General features: G+C 44.4%; 17 protein-coding genes. 12 read left to right on the plus strand and 5 right to left on the minus strand.

Annotated features, from left to right (window positions below):
- Positions 1–80: 80 nt before the first annotated feature.
- The gene (locus tag KE627_RS08895) at positions 81–770 is read left to right on the plus strand and encodes a 2,3-diphosphoglycerate-dependent phosphoglycerate mutase (protein ID WP_013727431.1); all 690 of its coding nucleotides are present in this window, start codon (positions 81–83) and stop codon (positions 768–770) included.
- 259 nt (positions 771–1,029) lie between these two features.
- Positions 1,030–2,523, plus strand: a complete 1,494-nt coding sequence (gene yjeM, locus KE627_RS08900) for a glutamate/gamma-aminobutyrate family transporter YjeM (protein WP_056938823.1) — start codon at positions 1,030–1,032, stop codon at positions 2,521–2,523.
- 206 nt (positions 2,524–2,729) lie between these two features.
- Here yjeM and KE627_RS08905 read toward each other — a convergent pair whose 3' ends face one another.
- Positions 2,730–3,347 carry a sugar O-acetyltransferase gene (locus KE627_RS08905; protein WP_013727433.1) on the minus strand — a complete coding sequence of 206 codons (618 nt, stop codon included), beginning with the start codon at positions 3,345–3,347 and terminating at the stop codon, positions 2,730–2,732.
- A 110-nt stretch (positions 3,348–3,457) separates the two neighbouring features.
- Here KE627_RS08905 and KE627_RS08910 point away from each other — a divergent pair, with 110 nt between their 5' ends.
- Positions 3,458–4,108, plus strand: a complete 651-nt coding sequence (locus KE627_RS08910) for an endonuclease III domain-containing protein (protein ID WP_056938825.1) — start codon at positions 3,458–3,460, stop codon at positions 4,106–4,108.
- Between the two features lie 37 nt (positions 4,109–4,145).
- Positions 4,146–5,009 (plus strand): GRP family sugar transporter, encoded by an 864-nt coding sequence (locus tag KE627_RS08915; protein WP_013727435.1) that lies wholly within the window; start codon positions 4,146–4,148, stop codon positions 5,007–5,009.
- Positions 5,010–5,098: 89 nt separating this feature from the next.
- Here the strand turns inward: KE627_RS08915 and KE627_RS08920 are convergent, their stop codons facing one another.
- Positions 5,099–5,302: a cold-shock protein gene (locus KE627_RS08920; protein WP_013727436.1), complete on the minus strand. Its 204-nt coding sequence runs from the start codon at positions 5,300–5,302 to the stop codon at positions 5,099–5,101.
- A 235-nt stretch (positions 5,303–5,537) separates the two neighbouring features.
- On the opposite strand from KE627_RS08920, the gene KE627_RS08925 reads away from it, so the two are divergent.
- Positions 5,538–6,032 carry a DUF1440 domain-containing protein gene (locus KE627_RS08925; protein ID WP_013727437.1) on the plus strand — a complete coding sequence of 165 codons (495 nt, stop codon included), beginning with the start codon at positions 5,538–5,540 and terminating at the stop codon, positions 6,030–6,032.
- Positions 6,033–6,113: 81 nt separating this feature from the next.
- On the opposite strand, the gene KE627_RS08930 is transcribed toward KE627_RS08925, so the two are convergent.
- On the minus strand, positions 6,114–7,508 hold the full coding sequence (locus KE627_RS08930) for a uracil-xanthine permease family protein (protein ID WP_056938826.1): 1,395 nt from the start codon (positions 7,506–7,508) through the stop codon (positions 6,114–6,116).
- A 311-nt stretch (positions 7,509–7,819) separates the two neighbouring features.
- Positions 7,820–8,458, minus strand: coding sequence for a TetR/AcrR family transcriptional regulator (locus KE627_RS08935; RefSeq protein ID WP_056938827.1), 639 nt, complete (start codon positions 8,456–8,458; stop codon positions 7,820–7,822).
- 249 nt (positions 8,459–8,707) lie between these two features.
- On the opposite strand from KE627_RS08935, the gene KE627_RS08940 reads away from it, so the two are divergent.
- Positions 8,708–10,093, plus strand: a complete 1,386-nt coding sequence (locus KE627_RS08940) for an Nramp family divalent metal transporter (RefSeq protein WP_056938828.1) — start codon at positions 8,708–8,710, stop codon at positions 10,091–10,093.
- Positions 10,094–10,270: 177 nt separating this feature from the next.
- On the opposite strand, the gene KE627_RS08945 is transcribed toward KE627_RS08940, so the two are convergent.
- A complete protein-coding gene (locus tag KE627_RS08945) occupies positions 10,271–11,296 on the minus strand; it encodes an IS30 family transposase (protein ID WP_035181582.1) in 1,026 nt (341 codons plus the stop codon).
- Positions 11,297–11,466: 170 nt separating this feature from the next.
- On the opposite strand from KE627_RS08945, the gene KE627_RS08950 reads away from it, so the two are divergent.
- From KE627_RS08950 to KE627_RS08975, 6 genes are all read left to right on the plus strand, one after another.
- Complete coding sequence (locus tag KE627_RS08950) at positions 11,467–12,375, plus strand: magnesium transporter CorA family protein (RefSeq protein ID WP_056938982.1); 909 nt, start codon at positions 11,467–11,469, stop codon at positions 12,373–12,375.
- 482 nt (positions 12,376–12,857) lie between these two features.
- Positions 12,858–13,721: a tyrosine-protein phosphatase gene (locus KE627_RS08955; RefSeq protein ID WP_056938983.1), complete on the plus strand. Its 864-nt coding sequence runs from the start codon at positions 12,858–12,860 to the stop codon at positions 13,719–13,721.
- Positions 13,722–14,298: 577 nt separating this feature from the next.
- A complete protein-coding gene (locus KE627_RS08960; protein ID WP_056938984.1) occupies positions 14,299–15,591 on the plus strand; it encodes an MFS transporter in 1,293 nt (430 codons plus the stop codon).
- A 28-nt stretch (positions 15,592–15,619) separates the two neighbouring features.
- Positions 15,620–16,000, plus strand: coding sequence for a hypothetical protein (locus KE627_RS08965; protein WP_013727443.1), 381 nt, complete (start codon positions 15,620–15,622; stop codon positions 15,998–16,000).
- Between the two features lie 183 nt (positions 16,001–16,183).
- Positions 16,184–18,073: a glycoside hydrolase family 2 TIM barrel-domain containing protein gene (locus KE627_RS08970; RefSeq protein WP_013727444.1), complete on the plus strand. Its 1,890-nt coding sequence runs from the start codon at positions 16,184–16,186 to the stop codon at positions 18,071–18,073.
- Positions 18,057–19,016, plus strand: a complete 960-nt coding sequence (locus KE627_RS08975) for a beta-galactosidase small subunit (RefSeq protein ID WP_013727445.1) — start codon at positions 18,057–18,059, stop codon at positions 19,014–19,016. Before KE627_RS08970 ends, KE627_RS08975 begins: the two co-directional genes overlap by 17 nt.
- Positions 19,017–19,025 lie beyond the last annotated feature (9 nt).

Raw genomic sequence — 19,025 nt, forward strand, 5'->3', positions numbered from 1 at the left:
AAAGTTTCACAATTAAGCTGAAAAAATTTTCCATTTGGTGTAAAATCAATCTGATAGAGATAAAGAAAGAGGTAATTATATTGGCAAAACTTGTGTTAATTCGTCATGGTCAAAGTGAATGGAACTTATCTAACCAGTTTACTGGTTGGGTTGATGTTGATTTGAGTGAAGAAGGGGTTAAGCAAGCCATCAATGCTGGTAAATTAATCAAAAAAGCCGGCATCCAGTTTGACTTTGCGTTTACTTCCGTATTGACTCGAGCAATCAAGACTTTACATTATGCTTTGGAATACTCAGACCAACTTTGGATTCCGGAAGTTAAATCATGGCGTTTGAACGAACGTCATTACGGCGCTTTGCAAGGCCACAACAAGAAGAAGGCTGCTGAAAAGTATGGTGACGAACAGGTTCATATCTGGCGTCGTTCATACGATGTATTGCCTCCACTTCTGAAGGCCGACGACGAAGGTTCAGCTGTTCATGACCGTCGTTACGCCAACCTTGATCCACACATTATCCCTGGTGGTGAAAACTTGAAGGTTACCCTCGAACGGGTTATGCCATTCTGGGAAGATGAAATCGCTCCTAAATTACTTGACGGCAAGAACGTGATTATTGCTGCTCATGGTAACTCATTACGAGCACTTTCAAAGTACATCGAAAACATTTCTGACGAAGACATCATGAACCTTGAAATGGCTACTGGTGAGCCAGTGGTTTATGACTTTGATGACAAATTAAACGTTGTCAGCAAGACTAAGTTGGACTAACTAGATAATATTTGAAGCACTGTTGTTGGGTAATCCTGATAATAGTGCTTTTTTGTTGCTTAAGATTCACCCAACTCTAATGGTAAATGGGGAAACTAACGCTTATCAACGGATGAACCGGTTTCAATTTTAATGGAGATTTAACCTTGTTCCTGACTCTTGTTGGTTAATTTTAATAATGGCATGCTATTCTTTAGTTTGATTTTTAACAATCACCAGAATTACATATTTCAAAATATTATAATTGGGGAATCTAGCTATGTCGAAGAAAAAGATCACGTTAGTTGGTTTAATCTTAATGATTTTTACCACGATTTATGGTTTTGCCAATACCACCGTTGCTTATGAGCAAATGGGGTATGCAAGTATTATTTGGTACGTATTGGCCGCAATCTTGTTCCTGCTGCCAACTGCTATGATGTTCGCCGAGTATGGGTCAACTTTCAAAGATGCCCATGGCGGGATTTATTCCTGGTTAGCCGGGTCAATTGGCGAAGAGTGGGCCTTTATTGGCACCTTCATTTGGTTATCATCCTGGATTATCTGGATGATGTCCACCGCTTCTAAAGTCTGGATTCCGTTTGCGACAACCTTATTCGGTCACGATACGACTCAGAGCTGGAGCTTCTTTGGCTTGAGCTCCACCAAGACGATTGGTCTGCTGGCCATTCTTTGGATTATCACCGTAACCTGGTTTGCCGTTCGCGGAATGGACTCGATTTCCAAAATTTCGTCGGTGGGCGGAATCTTTGTTTCTCTGCTGACGGTGATTTTTGCAATTGCCAGTGTCACCGTTTTGATTTTAAACGGCGGTCATTTGGCCCAACCGGTTACCGGGATGCACAGCTTTATTCAATCGCCGAACCCTGATTTTCAGTCACCAATCGCTTTGATTTCATTCATGGTTTATGCCGTCTTTGCCTATGCCGGAACTGAAACTCTTGGTGGTGTGACCGATAATATGCATGAACCCGAAAAAACATTTCCACGCGGGTTAATCATTTCCACTTTGGTAATCACCGTGATGTATTCACTTTCCATCTTCCTCTGGGGGATCACTGCCAATTGGCATTCAGTCCTTGGAAATGGTCACGTTAACCTGGGGAACATTACCTATGTCTTGATGGCCAACCTGGGTGTTGTGCTGGGCCAGAGTCTGCATCTTTCTGCAGCTGCCAGCACCATCTTGGGGACGACTTTTGCCCGCTTTGCCGGGTTGAGTATGTTCATGGCTTATATGGGCTCGTTCTTCGTGCTGGTCTACTCGCCACTGAAGTCATTCATCATGGGCTCAAATCCCAACTTCTGGCCTGCTAAGATGACTAAGCTGAATAAGAAGGGGATGCCTGGATTTGCAATGTGGACCCAAGCGGTCATTGTTGCCGTCCTGATCTTCTTCGTGACCTTTGGTGGTTCAAGTGCTAAGCAGTTCTATGTGATTTTGACGAATATGGGAAACATTTCCACTTCATTCCCGTATATCTTCCTGGTGGCTGCCTTCCCATTCTTCAAACGCAAGCAGAACCTGGAACGACCGTTTGAGATTTATACCAAACGGTGGATGACCGATACCATCTCAATCATCGTTTTGATTGTCTTGATCGGTGGGATTGGGTTCACGGCAATTTACCCAATTTTGGAACACGATTACGTCAACGCCTTCTGGACGATCATCGGACCAATCTTCTTCGGTCTGGTCGCTTGGGCATTCTTGACTTATCAATCACACAAGCTTCGCAAACAAGCACATTAATATTTTTCAAAAAAAGAGTGGGATGCGAGGCGTTTTGATCCCAGAATTTAAGCAAAAAAGTGGGCCATTCCTGTTTTGGAATGGCTCGCTTTTTTGCTTAAATGGCCGGGATCAGCCGATCGTTGCACGTTTTATCAATATACAAGTGGTAATCAAAGTTGCAATGAAAGCCACCGTAGCAATTAACGTCCCAACCTCTTTGTTGTCTAAAATAAATTTGATTTGAGATGAATGTCATCGTCCGCGGTAATTGTTCGAATGACCCGACACGGATTGCCGACCGCTAGGGAATTAGCGGGGATGTCTCTGGTGACAACAGAACCGGCACCAATCACACTGCCAGCGCCAATTGTGACGCCACCAATGACAACGACGTTGCTGGCAAGCCAACAATTGCTTTCAATTGTGATCGGTTTGGCGTACTCATCATCGTATTCGGACCCGTCTGAGCGCTGTTTGAGGTTGCGATCCTGATAGCGGAGTGGATGCATCGGGGTGGACAAGGTAACGTTTGGACCAAACATGACGTTGTTGCCAATCGTGACCGGACAGTCGTCAAGGATTGTAAGGTTGGCGTTACCATAGAAGTGGGCGCCAATCGTTGTATAAATGCCGTAATCGAAGAAAATTGGCCCTTGAAGATAAATACCCTTATCGGCATTAGGAAGCAGCTCAGCCACAATTTTGGCCCGTTCTTCGGTGTCCTCGTCAAAGGTATCGTTATATCGTTTGGAAAGTCGGTGCGCTTGGTGCTGTTGAGCAGCTAAGAGTGGATCGGTGGGATCATATATTTTTCCGGCTAACATTTTTTCTTGTTCAGTCATAGTGTCCTCCAAATTAGTGTGATACCCTCAGTATAGCGTACTTAACTGTGGTAGCGCTACCACGACCGAAACTGTTATACTGATTGTAGCTGATTTTAGGAGGTGTCTCCATGATTAATCCGGTACCACTTTACAAGGAGATGTTCCAACAGATGGGGCCACAGCACTGGTGGCCGGCCGATTCGAAAATGGAAATTGTGATCGGTGCCATCCTTGTGCAAAACACCAATTGGAACAATGTCGATATGGCTCTGACAAATTTAAAAGATGAGACGCATTTGAACGTGAAACAGATTTTGGGCCTGCCAACTGAAACGCTGCAGTCATTAATCCGCCCCAGTGGTTTTTACGTCAACAAGACCCGCAGCCTCCAAGCCGTCCTCAAATGGTTTGACCAAGACGACTGCAACTTTGCCTTAATGGTAGATAAGTATGGATCCAACTTACGTCGGACAATGTTAAAGCTGCCAGGAGTGGGGGAGGAAACCGCTGATTCGCTGTTGGTCTATGTATTTGATCAGCCGGCGTTTATTGCCGACAAATATGCCAGAACGCTTTTTACGGATCTGGGATTTCGCAATCTCAGCAATTATTCGAAACTCCAAAAGCGAATTTGGCTGCCTGAATCATTTACATATCAGGATGCTCAGGAATTCCACGGCTTAATTGACGAGTTCGGCAAGCGGTATCTTAAGAGTCACCGAGATTTTGATGCCAGTTTTCTGGGTGGCTTTGATAGGCACCAGCTTGATCGGCCGTGACAGATAATCTTGCGAATTAGAAATAGGAGTTGGTTAGATGAATGTACTGTTGATGCTGCTGCCGGCAGTTGGCTGGGGGCTTTTGGGACCAGTTGTTGCCCGCATCGGTGGCAAGCCCGCAAATCAAATCTTTGGAACTGCCGTTGGCACGCTCTTGGTGGCAGCGGTGATGACGCCTTTTTATCATCCACACCTTTCAGTGCCGACATTTTTAGCAGCAGTCCTAGCTGGCAGTTTCTGGGTCATTGGTCAAGTCGGTCAGTTCATTAGTTTTAAAAATATTGGGGTATCCACCACCATGCCAACTTCCACCGGATTCCAATTAATTGGCACCTCACTGGTCGGTGTCGTGATCTTTGGTGAATGGTCGACGATAATGGAAAAACTGCTGGGTGCAGGGGGCATCCTGATTTTGATTGTTGGCATTATGCTGACATCGGTCACCGATAAGCCACTGGTTGCCCAAAGGACACCGCAAAAGAAGCTGCCAACTATTCTGATGCTTTTAACGACGACTTTGGGATACGTTGTGTATATGGCCATTCCTCGGGGACTGAATCATTCGGGACTGGCGATCTTTTTCCCAGAAGCAATTGGTATCCTGCTGGCGGTTCTGGTCTATGTTTTCGTCACTGGTCAGCAGCGGATTATTAAAGAGCCGGTCAGCTGGTTGAATATCGCCGGTGGACTGGTCTTCTCCCTGGGCGCAATTTCTTACATTGGTTCCGTTCAGGCAAATGGTGTCAATTCAGCCTTTGTGGTTTCGCAGTTGGCTGTGGTCATCTCGACGTTGCTGGGGATGATTTGGATGCACGAAACAAAGACGCCTCGTGAACTGGCGTTTACAATCTTTGGTTTATTGCTGATTGTCTCTGGTGCGGTTATCACGACAGTTTTTTGACCACAAAAAAATGCGCTGGAACCTGAATTCCAACACATTTTGGGCAAAATAAAAGACCCTCACAGGGGTCTTTATTTATTTTGATTTAATTATTCAACAACAGTAACGTTAGCAGCTTGTGGGCCACGATCGCTGTCTTCAACGTCAAGGGTAACTTTTTGACCTTCTTCAAGGGTCTTGTAACCGTCAGCATTGATAGCTGAGAAGTGAACAAAAACGTCCTTGCCGTCTTCTAAAGTGATAAAACCGTAACCTTTGTCTCCATTAAACCATTTAACAGTACCTTGTTCCATAAGAATGAAACCTCCGTTGCGCATAGCGCGATAAATTTTGCATTTGAAACTTGAAAAGTAAGGAGTCATTCTTATTAGAACGATGGACCTTGTTTCGAAGCTAAATACATTATCTATACTTTAACAGGTCATCGTAGAAATTGCAAATATAAACGCTCATCGACTCTTTTTACAGAGAACTTGGCTTGAGTGGGCTATAATGAAATTAACGTTAATGTCGAAAGGGGATCGTCTTATGAGCAAATCAGTTAATTGGAAAGCCGCCTTAATTGCCGGGGGTGTTGCCGGCGTTATTTCCGGTCTCGTCAAATTGGGCTGGGAAAATGTTTTGCCGCCGCGGACACCTGAACGGAATAAAACCAACCCGCCACAGCGTTTACTTGAGCAGGCCGGAATTCCTGAACAGGTGACTCACGCAACTTACACCTATTCCGATCAGCAATTACCATGGGTCAGCTACATGATCCACTTTGGTTTTTCAACTTCGTTTGCAATGTTTTACAGTCTGGCCGGCCATTATGTTCCGGTGATTAAAATGGGCGACGGCACATTGTTTGGCCTCGGTGTCTGGGGTGCCTTTCATTTGGGCATCATGCCGGCAATGGGCACGGTTCCGTCTGCTAAAGATCAACCGGTTGAGGAACATGTGTCAGAGGCTTTGGGCCACGTTGTCTGGATGTGGACCAACGACTTGATTGCCGATGAGGTTTATCGTAAGTTAACCAAATAAGTTTAATTGAACGGGTCAACATAAAAGAGGTCGGATTATAGGCAATCAATGTCTATGTCCGACCCCTTTTAAATTTAATGATTATTTTGATTCTGCTAATTGTTCTTTTGGCGCATCAGTTGATTTAATTTCTTCTGAATCTTCCGTGGCTTCAGAGACTTTTCGATTACCCATTACCAGATTAATAATGATGGCACTCAAAGCGGCAATCGTGATGGGTGAACCGAGCAGGTACTGAACCATTTGTGGCGTTTCACTAACCACTTTGGCTGGCAGGAGAATCACAGCCATTGTCAAGACGATTGGAATCCCTAAGACATAAATGGAACTTTCATCAGTGGCCAGGTTGCGGATAACGTTCAATCCATTCAACATGATGATGACACAAATGATGGAGAAGATTCCGCCGATTACAGCGGCAGGAACAGCTGACAGGAACGCTGATAATTTACCAAAGAACCCAAGAACGACAAACCAGATACCAGCTGAGACGAAGACGCGTTTGCTGGCAACACCGGTGATCGAAACCACCCCGGCGTTGGTTGAGTATCCGGTCATTGGGGTTGTCCCGAGCAGGGCGGCAAACAGACAGCTGAGTCCTTCACCAATGATTCCGCGATTCCATTGTTTCTTGGTGATCTTTTCACCGACAACGGCACTCATTGCGAACCAGGTACCGGTGGTTTCAGTTGTCAATACCATATAAATCACTACGAAGGTTAAAATTGCCGGCAGTGAGAAATGAATCCCGTAATGTAATGAAGTAAAGTGGGGCAGACTGATCCAAGCCGCGTTGTTCACGACTGACCAATCGAAACGGCCCATCATCGAAGCAACGACCGTACCGACGATCAAAGCGATAATGATTGAACTGACTTTGAACAATCGTTGAAGTTGGGGGATGCGGATGCCGATTGTAATAGCGACCAACATTGCCAAAGCGGTGATGGCAGCAATTTCAATGTTTTGGTTGACGTTGCCGGCTGCCTTGAAGATATTGTCATTCAAAGCGGACGGTAATAACGACAGGCCAACACAGGTGATGATGGTGCCGCCGACAATTGCTGGAACCAATGTGTTGATAATCTTTTGGTAGACGCCTGAAACGCCAAGCAGAATTAATAACAATGCTCCGACAATCAAAGATCCCAGGACAGTCGCCATCCCGCCGTTAGCGGCACCGTTTGCCAAGTAGACCCCGGCAACCGCACCAATTGGCACAAATGATGGGCCTTGCGAAACGGGCAGCTTCATGAAGTACCGGGTTTGAAGAATTGTTCCAATCCCGCAGGCCAAGAAAGCCGCCTGCAAGAAGCCGGTCTTCTGTGCCAGACTCATTGACAGCAGCCCGGCAATGATGATCGGTGGCACGTAAACATCCATGGCCAACACATGCTGGAGTCCCAGTAATCCTGATTGGAAATATGAAACCTTATCGTCTGGACCGTAAAGCAAACCGTTATCATTGCGTTTCATTAAGAATTCTCCTCAATTTGTTAAATTTCGGCTAAACACGAACATTAATTTGAAATAAAAATAAATAATTCGCATCGCTAGTTAATGCTTAGTATAAACACTAGCTTTGTAATTATCAACAATAATTCGAAATTAATTTTTTGACTTTAATGTTCGTGTTTGGAGCCCCTAAATTGAACACGCAAGATGATGATTGTCATAGTGGGGATGAAACCGTTATCCGATCAAATAATGATTGAGCAAATTATCATTTTCCACATTAAAAAAGCTGAAATTCATCATTGAATTTCAGCTTTTAATATTGTGAAGAGTTATCTGGCAAGAGACTTGACCAACGCGTCGATGATGTGGGTGATTTCTCGCTGCTCCAGAGGTTGATCAAACAATAGGTAACCAATGATCACGCCGCCGACAACCGACCAAATGATTTTGAGAATTTCTAGGTTGTCCCAGTTGACGATTAAATGGTTGTCTTTGAGTTGATTCAAATTTTTGTTGATGTTGTGCCAATATAGAGGAGGAAATTTGGTCAGCAGTTCTTTTCTGACAGTCTCATTATATAAGACCTCGGAGACAAAAATTTTGAGGACGGCTGCGTTGTCTTTGAGAAATTGAATTCTGTCGCGGACCAATGAATCAACAAAGGCATGTAAAGTGACAAATTGCAGGGGGAGCTGATCAGTCTTAAATTCGGTGAGGACGGCGGGAAAAATCGAGTTGATCACCGGTTCGATGATGGCATTCAGTAACCCGCGTTTATTCTTGAACTTACTAAAAATATTTCCCTCGGAAACGCCTGCCTTGGTGGCAATTTCTTTGGTGCTTGCGTTGGCATACCCTTTTTCTGCGAATACTTCGATTGCTGCCAATAGGATTTTGACCTGCTTGTCGGTCATTGCATTTAGCACGTTGGCATCAGCAAATAATTTTAATTCGGTACCATTCAGCATTCATTGTGGCTCCTTACTGTGCATTGAATTTAAATTTCAGATTAAGTATACACTCAATCTAGTATTTTAAAAGTCGCTTAGCTGATTTTCATGTAAATTTTTGATAAATGCCATGAAAACGGCTTCTTGAAAACTTTTGAGAGTAATGGTTGACCTTTATATCTCCGTGTGTATAATAAGTGTTGGTAATTGACTGAGTAACTACTCAAACAATTGCCCGAATTCAAACCAATGAAAGAGGGCTAATACATGCGAGAGAGTGTGGAAATGAAAGAACCTAAGAAGAAGTTTTTCAGTAGTACAGAAGATGCTGGCGACAGCAAGAGCTTAGATGAGGTTAACGGTAGTATCATCGTGCCGCAAGATGCAGGATTTTGGCGGACGTTGATAACTTATACCGGGCCTGGAATTCTGATTGCCGTTGGGTATATGGATCCCGGTAACTGGATCACATCAATTGCTGGTGGGGCTCAATTCAAGTACAGCCTGTTATCAGTGGTCTTGATCTCAAGTTTGATTGCGATGTTGTTACAATCCATGGCAGCTAAACTTGGAATCGTGACCGGAAAAGATTTAGCTCAGTTGACCCGTGAACGTACCAGTAAGCGAGTTGGATTTATCCTTTGGATCATCACTGAATTAGCCATTATGGCAACGGATGTTGCTGAAATTATTGGTTCAGGGATTGCGTTGGAATTACTGTTCAAGATTCCATTAGTAGTTGGCATTTTGATTACCAGTGCCGATGTGTTGATCCTGTTGCTCTTGATGAGATTAGGCTTCAGAAAGATTGAAGCCATTGTGGCCACCTTGGTTGCAGTGATTTTACTGGTCTTCTCATACGAAGTATTCTTGGCAGGACCGAATATGCCTGAACTGTTCGCCGGCTATATTCCTTCAACATCGATCGTCACGAACAAGTCAATGCTCTACCTGGCACTTGGGATTGTTGGTGCGACGGTTATGCCCCATGATTTGTTCCTGGGATCATCAATTTCCCAGACACGTCGGGTTGACCGGAAGAATCGCCAGGATGTTGCCAAAGCAATCAAGTTCTCAACGATTGATTCCAACATCCAGTTGTCACTGGCATTTATCGTTAACAGCTTATTGCTGGTATTGGGAGCTGCCTTGTTCTTCGGTACGAACAGTTCAGTTGGTCGGTTCGTTGATTTATTCAACGCTTTGCAGGATTCACACATTGTTGGCGCCATTGCCAGTCCAATTCTGAGTATGCTGTTCGCCGTAGCCTTACTGTCATCCGGACAAAGTTCAACGATTACTGGGACACTTTCAGGACAAATCATCATGGAAGGTTTCATTCATCTAAAGATGCCACTTTGGGCACAACGATTGATTACTCGTCTGCTTTCAGTCACACCAGTTTTGATCTTTGCCATTTACTATCACGGCAATGAGGCTAAGATTGAAGGATTACTGACGGCATCACAAGTGTTCCTGAGTATTGCTTTACCGTTTGCCATCATCCCACTGGTCATGTTCACCAGTAACAAGAAGTTGATGGGTGAGTTCGCCAATCATACCTGGGTCAAGTACGCTGCTTGGTTTGCCACCATTGTGCTGGTAACCTTGAACATCTACTTGATTCTCCAGACGGTTGGCTTGCTGAAATAACCGTTTAAAGACCTTTATAAAAAATAAGTAGGTTTCCGTTATATTCTTTATAAAAGTGTTTAGCAGTTGGGAGTCGTTGACAATTTAAAAATTTGTCTGCGGCTTCTTTTCTTTTAGTCCCTCAATTGTCAAATCAAGTGCAACACTAAGAATCTATTCTTAGAAGTGGTCTAGTTGCTAAGCTAGTTCAGGCATTAGATCGGCTGGGCAGCGATAGTTCAATGACCGCCGTAGCCGGTTGTTTAAGGTATCTTGAGCCAGCTGAATGTCAATGAGTGAGGCCGAAGCCAAGGATCTGCCCTTCGGGAAGAACTCGCGCAAAAGGCCGTTAGTGTTCTCATTGGTTCCACGTTCCCATGGTGAATAAGGATGGGCAAAGTAGATGTCAGTTCCCTTGACTTGACTCAAGCTTGAGAACTCAGCACCATTATCAAAAGTAATGGTTTTAAAGTGCTCGGTTCCATAGTCATATAAGGTATTCTGGAGGGCTTTCAAGCAAGTGTCGGCATGATAATTGGGAAGTTTAACGATGATCTCTAAGCGACTAACACGTTCAGTCAAAGTCATTAATGCTGGCTCAGATTCAACCCGTTTGCCTTTGACCAAGTCACCTTCCCAGTGTCCAAGCTCTTGACGCGCTTGAACCATGGCGGGACGCTCTTCGATTGAATGGCCCAGATTTTTCTTATTGATTCGATGATGCTTTGCCCCGGGGCATTTAATCCGGCGACGTAGTTTAGCTGGTAGGTCTGAATTGCGGATAACTAAACGCTGGTCATCAATATACCGGTACACCGTCGGTGTTGAGGGGCAGACAAGCCTTGGGTGATCAGTCTTGAATTGGTGGACAAAAGTATCCACACTATGCATCCTGGGACGCGCTTTTAAAGCTGTCACCAAAGCATTACAGAAGGTTTGACAATGATCAAAGAGTCCACGATAACAGCTATTTAGTCGGTGCTTACGATAAATTGCTTCACCAGTTTCTGCCAGATATGACTGTTCAAAGATATGAGTACTAGCGTTAATCTGTGTCGTTGTCCCACGTTTTAATTCACGTGAAATCGTGCTGGGATTACGATGAAGGGCCTGGGCAATCCGGCGGATAGACCAATCTAAGTCCCTTAGGGATTCAATTCGACCACGTTCAGCTAAATTGAGTTGGTGATACTGATTAGATATGATATTCTTAATTCGGGTCATGAAGATACCTCTTTCTTGTTTGTGGTGAATTAAGAATAGGTCTTCATGGCCTTTTTGACTAGTCTGAATAAAGAACTGGTCTAGTAGAGCAGGTGTTGCACTTCAATTTTAAATCGAGGCTTTTCTTTTAGTCTAAAATAGAGGTTAATAACTAACAGGGGGATTACTAAATGATCAAACCCGAAAAGACAATCAATGGAACCAAATGGATTGAAACGATTCAAATCAATGCCGAAGAACGGGCAACCCTCGAAGATCAGTATGGCATTGATGAAGATATTATTGAGTACGTCACTGATAAAGATGAAAGTACTAATTATGTTTATGATATCAATGAGGACGACCAATTATTCATCTTTCTGGCGCCGTATGCACTCGATAAAGATGCACTGAGATACATTACCCAGCCATTTGGCATGCTGCTTCACAAGGGCGTTTTATTCACGTTTAACCAAAGCCACATTCCTGAAGTCAACACGGCACTTTACTCGGCATTGGATAATCCCGAGGTTAAGAGCGTCGATGCATTTATTCTGGAAACATTGTTTGCAGTTGTTGACAGCTTTATCCCAATTTCTCGCGGCATTACCAAGAAACGCAACTATTTGGATAAAATGTTGAACCGGAAGACGAAGAACAGTGACTTGGTCTCACTTTCATATCTTCAACAGACGTTGACCTTTTTGTCCAGCGCGGTCCAAACCAATCTCAGTGAACTCGATCGTTTGCCAAAGACCCATTTTGGTGTCGGTGCTGACCAAGATAAAATTGATTTATTCGAAGACGTGCAAATTGAAGGAGAACAGGTCCAACGGATGTTTGAGATTGAAACCCAAGTCGTTGACCGAATCGATCATACCTTCAACAGCCTTGCTAATAACAACCTGAACGATACAATGAAATTTTTGACAATTTGGTCACTGACCATGGCTGTGCCAACGATCATTACCGGATTCTATGGGATGAACGTGAAACTCCCGTTAGCCGGGATGCAATATGCTTGGATGCTGACTTTGGGGATTTCTGTCGCCTTGATTGTGGCGATGCTGATTATGCTGAAGGTCTGGCGGAAGATGTGATGGGTGAGTGACTTGCTGCTGGGTGGGGGACTTTTTTGGAATGTGTATAGTTGAGCAGTTATGCTATTTTGAGCACCCTTCGGCTTCTGAAATACGCTCCGACGCAACTGGGGCTAACTTCTAAGGGGACTTTAATTAAAGCCCCAAGACCAGGGCCTTCAATCAAAGTCCCCTTAGAAACCGCCCCACCCATTGCTCGTCGCGCTGTGGCGCGTTTGTTATGTTATTTTGAGCACCCTTCGGCTTCTGAAATACGCTCCGACGACCCAGGACCCGGCCACATAAACAAAAACTTCCAATGATGAACAAAGACCGTTCATCATTGGAAGTTTTCGCTTATGTTCTGGGTCCTAACCGGGTCTCGTCGCGCTCTAATTTTTACCATTTCTTTACCCAATCAATACCAAGCAAAAACATTACCCTTCTATACTAAAAGTGTTACATTGGAAGTTGCGAGATTGACAATGTTGGGAGGGTTTTACATGAAAGAACAAAATGAATCATTTGTCGCTTCGGCCTTATCAGAAGGAGCAATCCCCGCTGCCGGGGAGGCCACCAACACTTTTTCCGTTAGTCAGCCTGCTTTGCGAACCCTGAAAAGTGTGAAAGAACATGAAATCCACTTGCAAGGGGCTTTCAACGTCCGCGATATGGGCGGCTATCCAACCAAAGACGGTCTGGTCGTTAAGAGCCACTTACTCCTGCGATCCGCCAGGTTGAATGCTTTAACCTCCGCAGACGTCAACACACTTATTAATACTTATAATTTGGGCGTCGACTTTGATCTGCGTCGCCCCGAAGAAGTCAGTGAGTTGCCCGACCGCTCCTTGCCGGGCGTGAAATACATTAACGATTCCGTTGACACTCGCGAGACTTACTATTATCAAATTAATGCTGAAAACAACCGCAAGCACTATCGGACTTATGTCACGTCCGAACATGCGAGAAAGGTCTATCATAATCTATTTATGGCTTTACTGGAGAAGCCCATGGGGAAATCACTGCTCTGGCACTGTGCGTCTGGGAAGGATCGCACTGGTGTCGCTGCTGCTTTGATCCTCTACGTGTTAGGGGTTGATTCCAGGACCATTTTTAAAGATTACGTGGCCTCCAACGATTTTCTCAAGCCACGGATTGACGCCCGAATCGCTCGGCTCAAAGAAAAGGGTGCCACCCGTTCAGAAATTAAGTTTGCAAAAGTCGATGGCGGCGTTGATTTGTCCTACTTGAAAGCTGCGATCGATGAAGTTAAACGTGATTATGGCTCGGTTGCTGATTTCATCACAAATGGGTTGCACATCACCAAAGAACAACAGGCACGACTACAAGAAATGTACTTGGCATAACAATTGAATAGGTGTTGAATCAGGCTATTGGGCAGTTATCGTCCGATAGCCTTTTACTTTACTAAAAAATAATGAAAGAATAACCGATCTTTTCAGGAAGTACAATAAATCCTAACTGACATATCAATTTGCAAACCTATGTAAATCGTCCGCACTAAATAATATAAGCGCATACAACGTTGTTCCAATGCAGGAACTAATGGTATAGGGAATTAAAACCTTTTGCCAAAAATATTTTAGTAAAAGTTAGGAAAAACATATTGACAGCGCTTTCCTATAACGTTATTATGAAGTCACTGATATATAAGTGTTCAAATTTTCTCAGGACGTTCAAAATCGTTGAATGTCGCACCGGCACAGACATACAGCCATTTATTATCAATCATTATCAATTGCTGGGTGAACTTTGGGAAATGAATGCTTTTATATTTGAAGTGAAATGTAAGCGGTTAATGCGGTTCCACCGACTAATCGCTTATCGGATGATTGAACTGAGGAGGCGTGACCAGTAAGTGATTGATTGAAGTTTGCGTAAAACTTTTGGTACCACAATAATATTTTATCGGGAGTGAAATTCATGGCTAAGAAAGATGAAGAAAAAGACGCTGTCAAAACAACTGTTGGAGTTGTTACCAACGCCAAAATTAAGGATGAACAACAACCCAAGCTACCTTGGATGATTTCATCCGCAATGTTTTTAGCACCGCTCTGTTGGTATGGTCCAATTGGATCAACTCGAAGCGTGTTAATCCCCCAATTGTTTGCTCAATTGGATCCGGCACATAAAGTTTGGGCAGTTGGTATTTTGGCAACGATTGCCTCAATTACCGGTGCGGTTACCAACTTACTGTTTGGTGCCTTGTCAGATGTTACCCGGACACGATTTGGTAAACGGAAACCATACATTGTCTTAGGAACGATTGCCATCGCGATTTCGTTGGTCTTAATTGCCAACATGAAATCAATTGTTGCCATTATTGCCATTTGGATCGTTGCGGCTGCGGCCGAAAACGCGATTGCCGCGGCGATTTACCCGCAGATTTCTGATCGGGTTGCGCCAAAATGGCGTGGGACGGTTTCTACTTTCTACGGTGTTGGCTTTACCATCGCCCAGCAAGGGTTTGCGTTGTTAGCGGCCCAGTTCCTCGGCAACGTTAAATTTGGTATTTACTTCATGGCCGGATGTACCGTTATTTTGGCCCTGATCCACGAGCTGCTGATTCAAGAAAAGGGTAATTTGGACGAGCCTAAAGTCAAGTTTGACAAGGACAGCCTGAATAAATATTTCTTCTTCCCAACCCATGATGCCCGCGACTTCTATCTGGCCTTATTTGGTAAGTTCTTCATGGTTGTTGGTTCAACCATTGTCACAACTTTCCTGCTGTTCATCTTTACCGACTACATTGGTCAAAGTACTGGACAAGCCGGAACGTCAATCTCAATCTTTAGTTCGATCATGCTCTTCATCGGTGTCTTCTTTGCCTTGGTTGGTGGCCCACTTGCCGATAAACTTGGTCGAGTTAAAGCCCCAGTTGTGATTGCAACCTTCGCCTTGGGTGCTGCCGCATTATTCCCACTGTTTGTCAAAGAACCATGGGCAATGTTTGCCTACGCCGTTATCGCTGCGTTTGGTAATGGGTTGTACAACTCTGTTGATGGTGCCTTGAACATGGATGTTTTGCCATCATCCGATACTGCCGGAAAAGATTTAGGTTTGATTAATTTGGCCAACACATTAGGTCAAATGCTTGGTGCCATGGTTGCTTCAGCAATTGTTGAAGCCTTTGGTTACGGCGCAATCTTTATCTTCGCCATTGGGATGGAACTGATTGGTGGAATTGCGATTGCCATGATTAAACGGGTTAAGTAATCACTGTTTGATGAAAGAAGGATAAATAATGTCTGTTAATTCAGAAGATTGGAAACAAGCTTTACAGTCCAAAGAGGCGTTTGCCGATTTTATTTACGATTACTTCAAGGACCACAAAGATTTAACCGGAAACTATGAGACTCCCAGCTATTACGAGTACTACGTTGTCACTTTGGATAGCAAAGAAGGCTTGATTATCACATTGAAGACTGGGTTAAACCAGAACACTGGTGATATCAATGCGCCGCTACCATTCAAGGATGTTGAACATATTTCAGTCGAAGACTTCCGTCAACTGGTCTTGAACAAGAAATTTGAAGATCAAAGCGAGAGTTTGACTGACGTATTCTCCAAGATGTTAGCTTCAGAGCCCAACGCCCGCTTTAACCGCGGTCAAGACGGAAAATAGCTTTGCTCAAATGAATTAGAATCAGGTCCCGTATTTTGGGGCCTGTTTTTTTATGCCCAATTAAATATTTAGTAAAATTAATGAAATGTTTAATGAATAATCTAAATGTTTATTGACAAAATACTGTAAAGCGCTTACATTAGAATTAGTGTTCAGACTAAGCAAGAGGAGTGTGATAAATTCATGGAACCAGACATTAAATGGTTAGACGATCCTGAAACTTTCAGGGTCGGTATGCTGCCAGCCCACAGCGATCATCAATTTTATCAGAGTGCTGATGAGATTCGAAATAATCACAGCAGTTACGTGCAAAGCTTGAACGGCCAGTGGCAATTCGCCTATGCCAAGGATCCAATGCACCGGATCAAAAACTTTTATGCTGCTGATTTTGACAGCAGTGACTTTGATGCGATCCAGGTACCACAGCATATTGAATTTGCCGGTTACGACGATTTTCACTACATTAACACGATGTATCCCTGGGAAGGCAAGATTTACCGCCGTCCTGCGTACGCGCTTGATCAAAATGATCAGGAAGCCGGTCAATTCAGTGAAGCAGTCGACAATCCGGTCGGCCACTACATTAAAAAATTCACTTTGAACTCAGCATTCAAAGATAAAAAGGTTCGCGTCCGTTTCGATGGCGTTGAAAAGGCGATGTATGTTTGGCTCAACGGTCATTTCTTAGGATATGCCGAGGACAGTTTTACCCCGTCAGAATTCGATTTAACCCCATATCTTCAAGATGGTGAGAATACGTTGGCCGTGGAAGTCTTCAAACTCAGCACGGCGGCATGGCTGGAAGATCAGGACATGTTCCGTTTCTTTGGGATTTTTAGGGATGTTTCCTTGATTGCCCAACCAGAAGCTCACATTGAAGACCTGTCCATTAAACCAACCTTGAGCGATGATTTGAAAGATGGCACTTTGAATGTCACCACAAAAATGACAGTTAACAAATCGGGTGCCACCGCCAAAGTGTCGGTTACCGATGCAGACGGCAATGGACTGTACGCGGATTCCCAGTCGGTGGATGACGCCATCACTTTGAGTAACGTTTCATTTAAAAACGTTCATTTGTATGATAACCATGATCCTTATTTGTATCAGCTGACGATTGAAATTGATGATCAAGATGGTAACGTCTTAGAAATCGTGCCTTACAAATTTGGCTTTAGAAAGATTGAAATTAATCAAGACAAGGTCATTACCCTTAACGGGAAGCGTTTAGTCATCAACGGCGTCAACCGCCACGAGTGGGATTGTCATTCCGGCCGGGTGGTTTCCGTTGACGATATGAAAGCCGACATTCGAACTTTCAAGCAGAATAACATTAACGCGGTGCGGACCTGTCATTATCCTGATCACACGCTGTGGTATCACCTGTGTGACATCAACGGGATTTATGTCATGGCCGAGAATAATTTGGAATCTCACGGTACTTGGCAAAAACTAGGTGCAGTGGAACCATCTTACAACGTGCCTGGATCGGTTCCTCAGTGGAAAGCTGCCGTGATCGACCGCGCCCGCAACAACTATGAAATGCTGAAGAATCATGCCAGCATTCTCTTCTGGTCATTAGGTAATGAATCATATGCCGGCGATGACATTGCGGCCATGGAACAATTCTACAAGCAGGCTGACCCAACCAGACTGGTTCACTATGAAGGGGTTGTTCAAAACCGCAAGTATGAAGATGTGATCTCAGACGTTGAAAGTCGGATGTATGCTTCCCCAGACGAAATCCAGGATTACCTGGATCATAATCCGAAGAAACCATTCCTCTTGTGCGAATACATGCATGACATGGGTAACTCACTTGGCGGGATGAAATCCTACATTGATCTGATTGACAAGTATCCAATGTACGCTGGTGGGTTTATTTGGGACTTTATCGATCAGGCAATTGAAGTCAATGACGAAATCACCGGCCAAAAAGTTCTCAGATATGGCGGCGATTTCGATGACCGGATGTCTGACTACGAATTTTCCGGTGATGGATTAATGTTTGCTGATCGGACCGAGAAGCCGGCAATGCAGGAGGTGAAATACTATTATGGACAACACAAATAAACAATTGCACTTGGTATATGGCGATGGTGGCCTCGGCGTTGGCGGTGACAATTTCCATTACATCTTCAATTACACCCGCGGCGGCATGGAATCAATGGTCGTCGATGGTCGTGAGTGGATGTATCGTGAGCCTAAGCCAACCTTCTGGCGGGCAACCACCGATAATGACCGTGGTAATGGTTTCTCGAAACAAGCTGTTCAATGGTATGGCGCCGATATGTTTGCCAGTGCCGATAAAGTCGATATTAAAATTAACGACCAGTTGATTGAATTTCCCAGTGCACCGCGGAATAATCAGTATTCCAACCATGAGTATGCCGACAAAGTAGAAGTGATTTATCATTTTGCAACCCTGACAATTCCAAGTACGGATGTCGAGGTTCACTATACGGTGACAGGTGATGGTGTGATCAGCATCCATGCCCATTATGCCGGTAATGATCAATTGCCGGATTTGCCAGTCTTTGGGATGCGCTTTATTTTGCCGACTGCCGCAACCGGCTACGAATATGCTGGCTTGTCCGGTGAAACCTATCCGGATCGCATGGCTGGCGGGATTCCCGGCGAGTATCGAATTGACGGCTTGCCAGTAACCAACTACATGGTTCCCCAAGACTGTGGGGTGCACATGAAGACCGATTGGGTCACAGTGACCCGCAACGCTACCAAAGTCAGCTCGGATCACTCGGACACACCGTTTAGCATTAAATTTGAAAGTGACGGCCAGCCGTTTGCCTTTAGCTGCCTACCATATACGGCTGAAGAACTGGAAAACGCCACTCATCAAGAAGAATTGCCATTGCCAAGACGGACGGTCGTTTCAATCTTGGGCGCAGTTCGTGGTGTTGGCGGCATTGACAGCTGGGGTCGGGATGTTGAAGAGCAGTATCACATTCCCGCAGGAAAAGATATTGATTTTGGTTTTAAGATTACGAAAGCTTAATTGTTTGAA

The sequence above is a fragment of the Lentilactobacillus buchneri genome (genome assembly GCF_018314255.1).
Lineage (GTDB): Bacteria > Bacillota > Bacilli > Lactobacillales > Lactobacillaceae > Lentilactobacillus > Lentilactobacillus buchneri.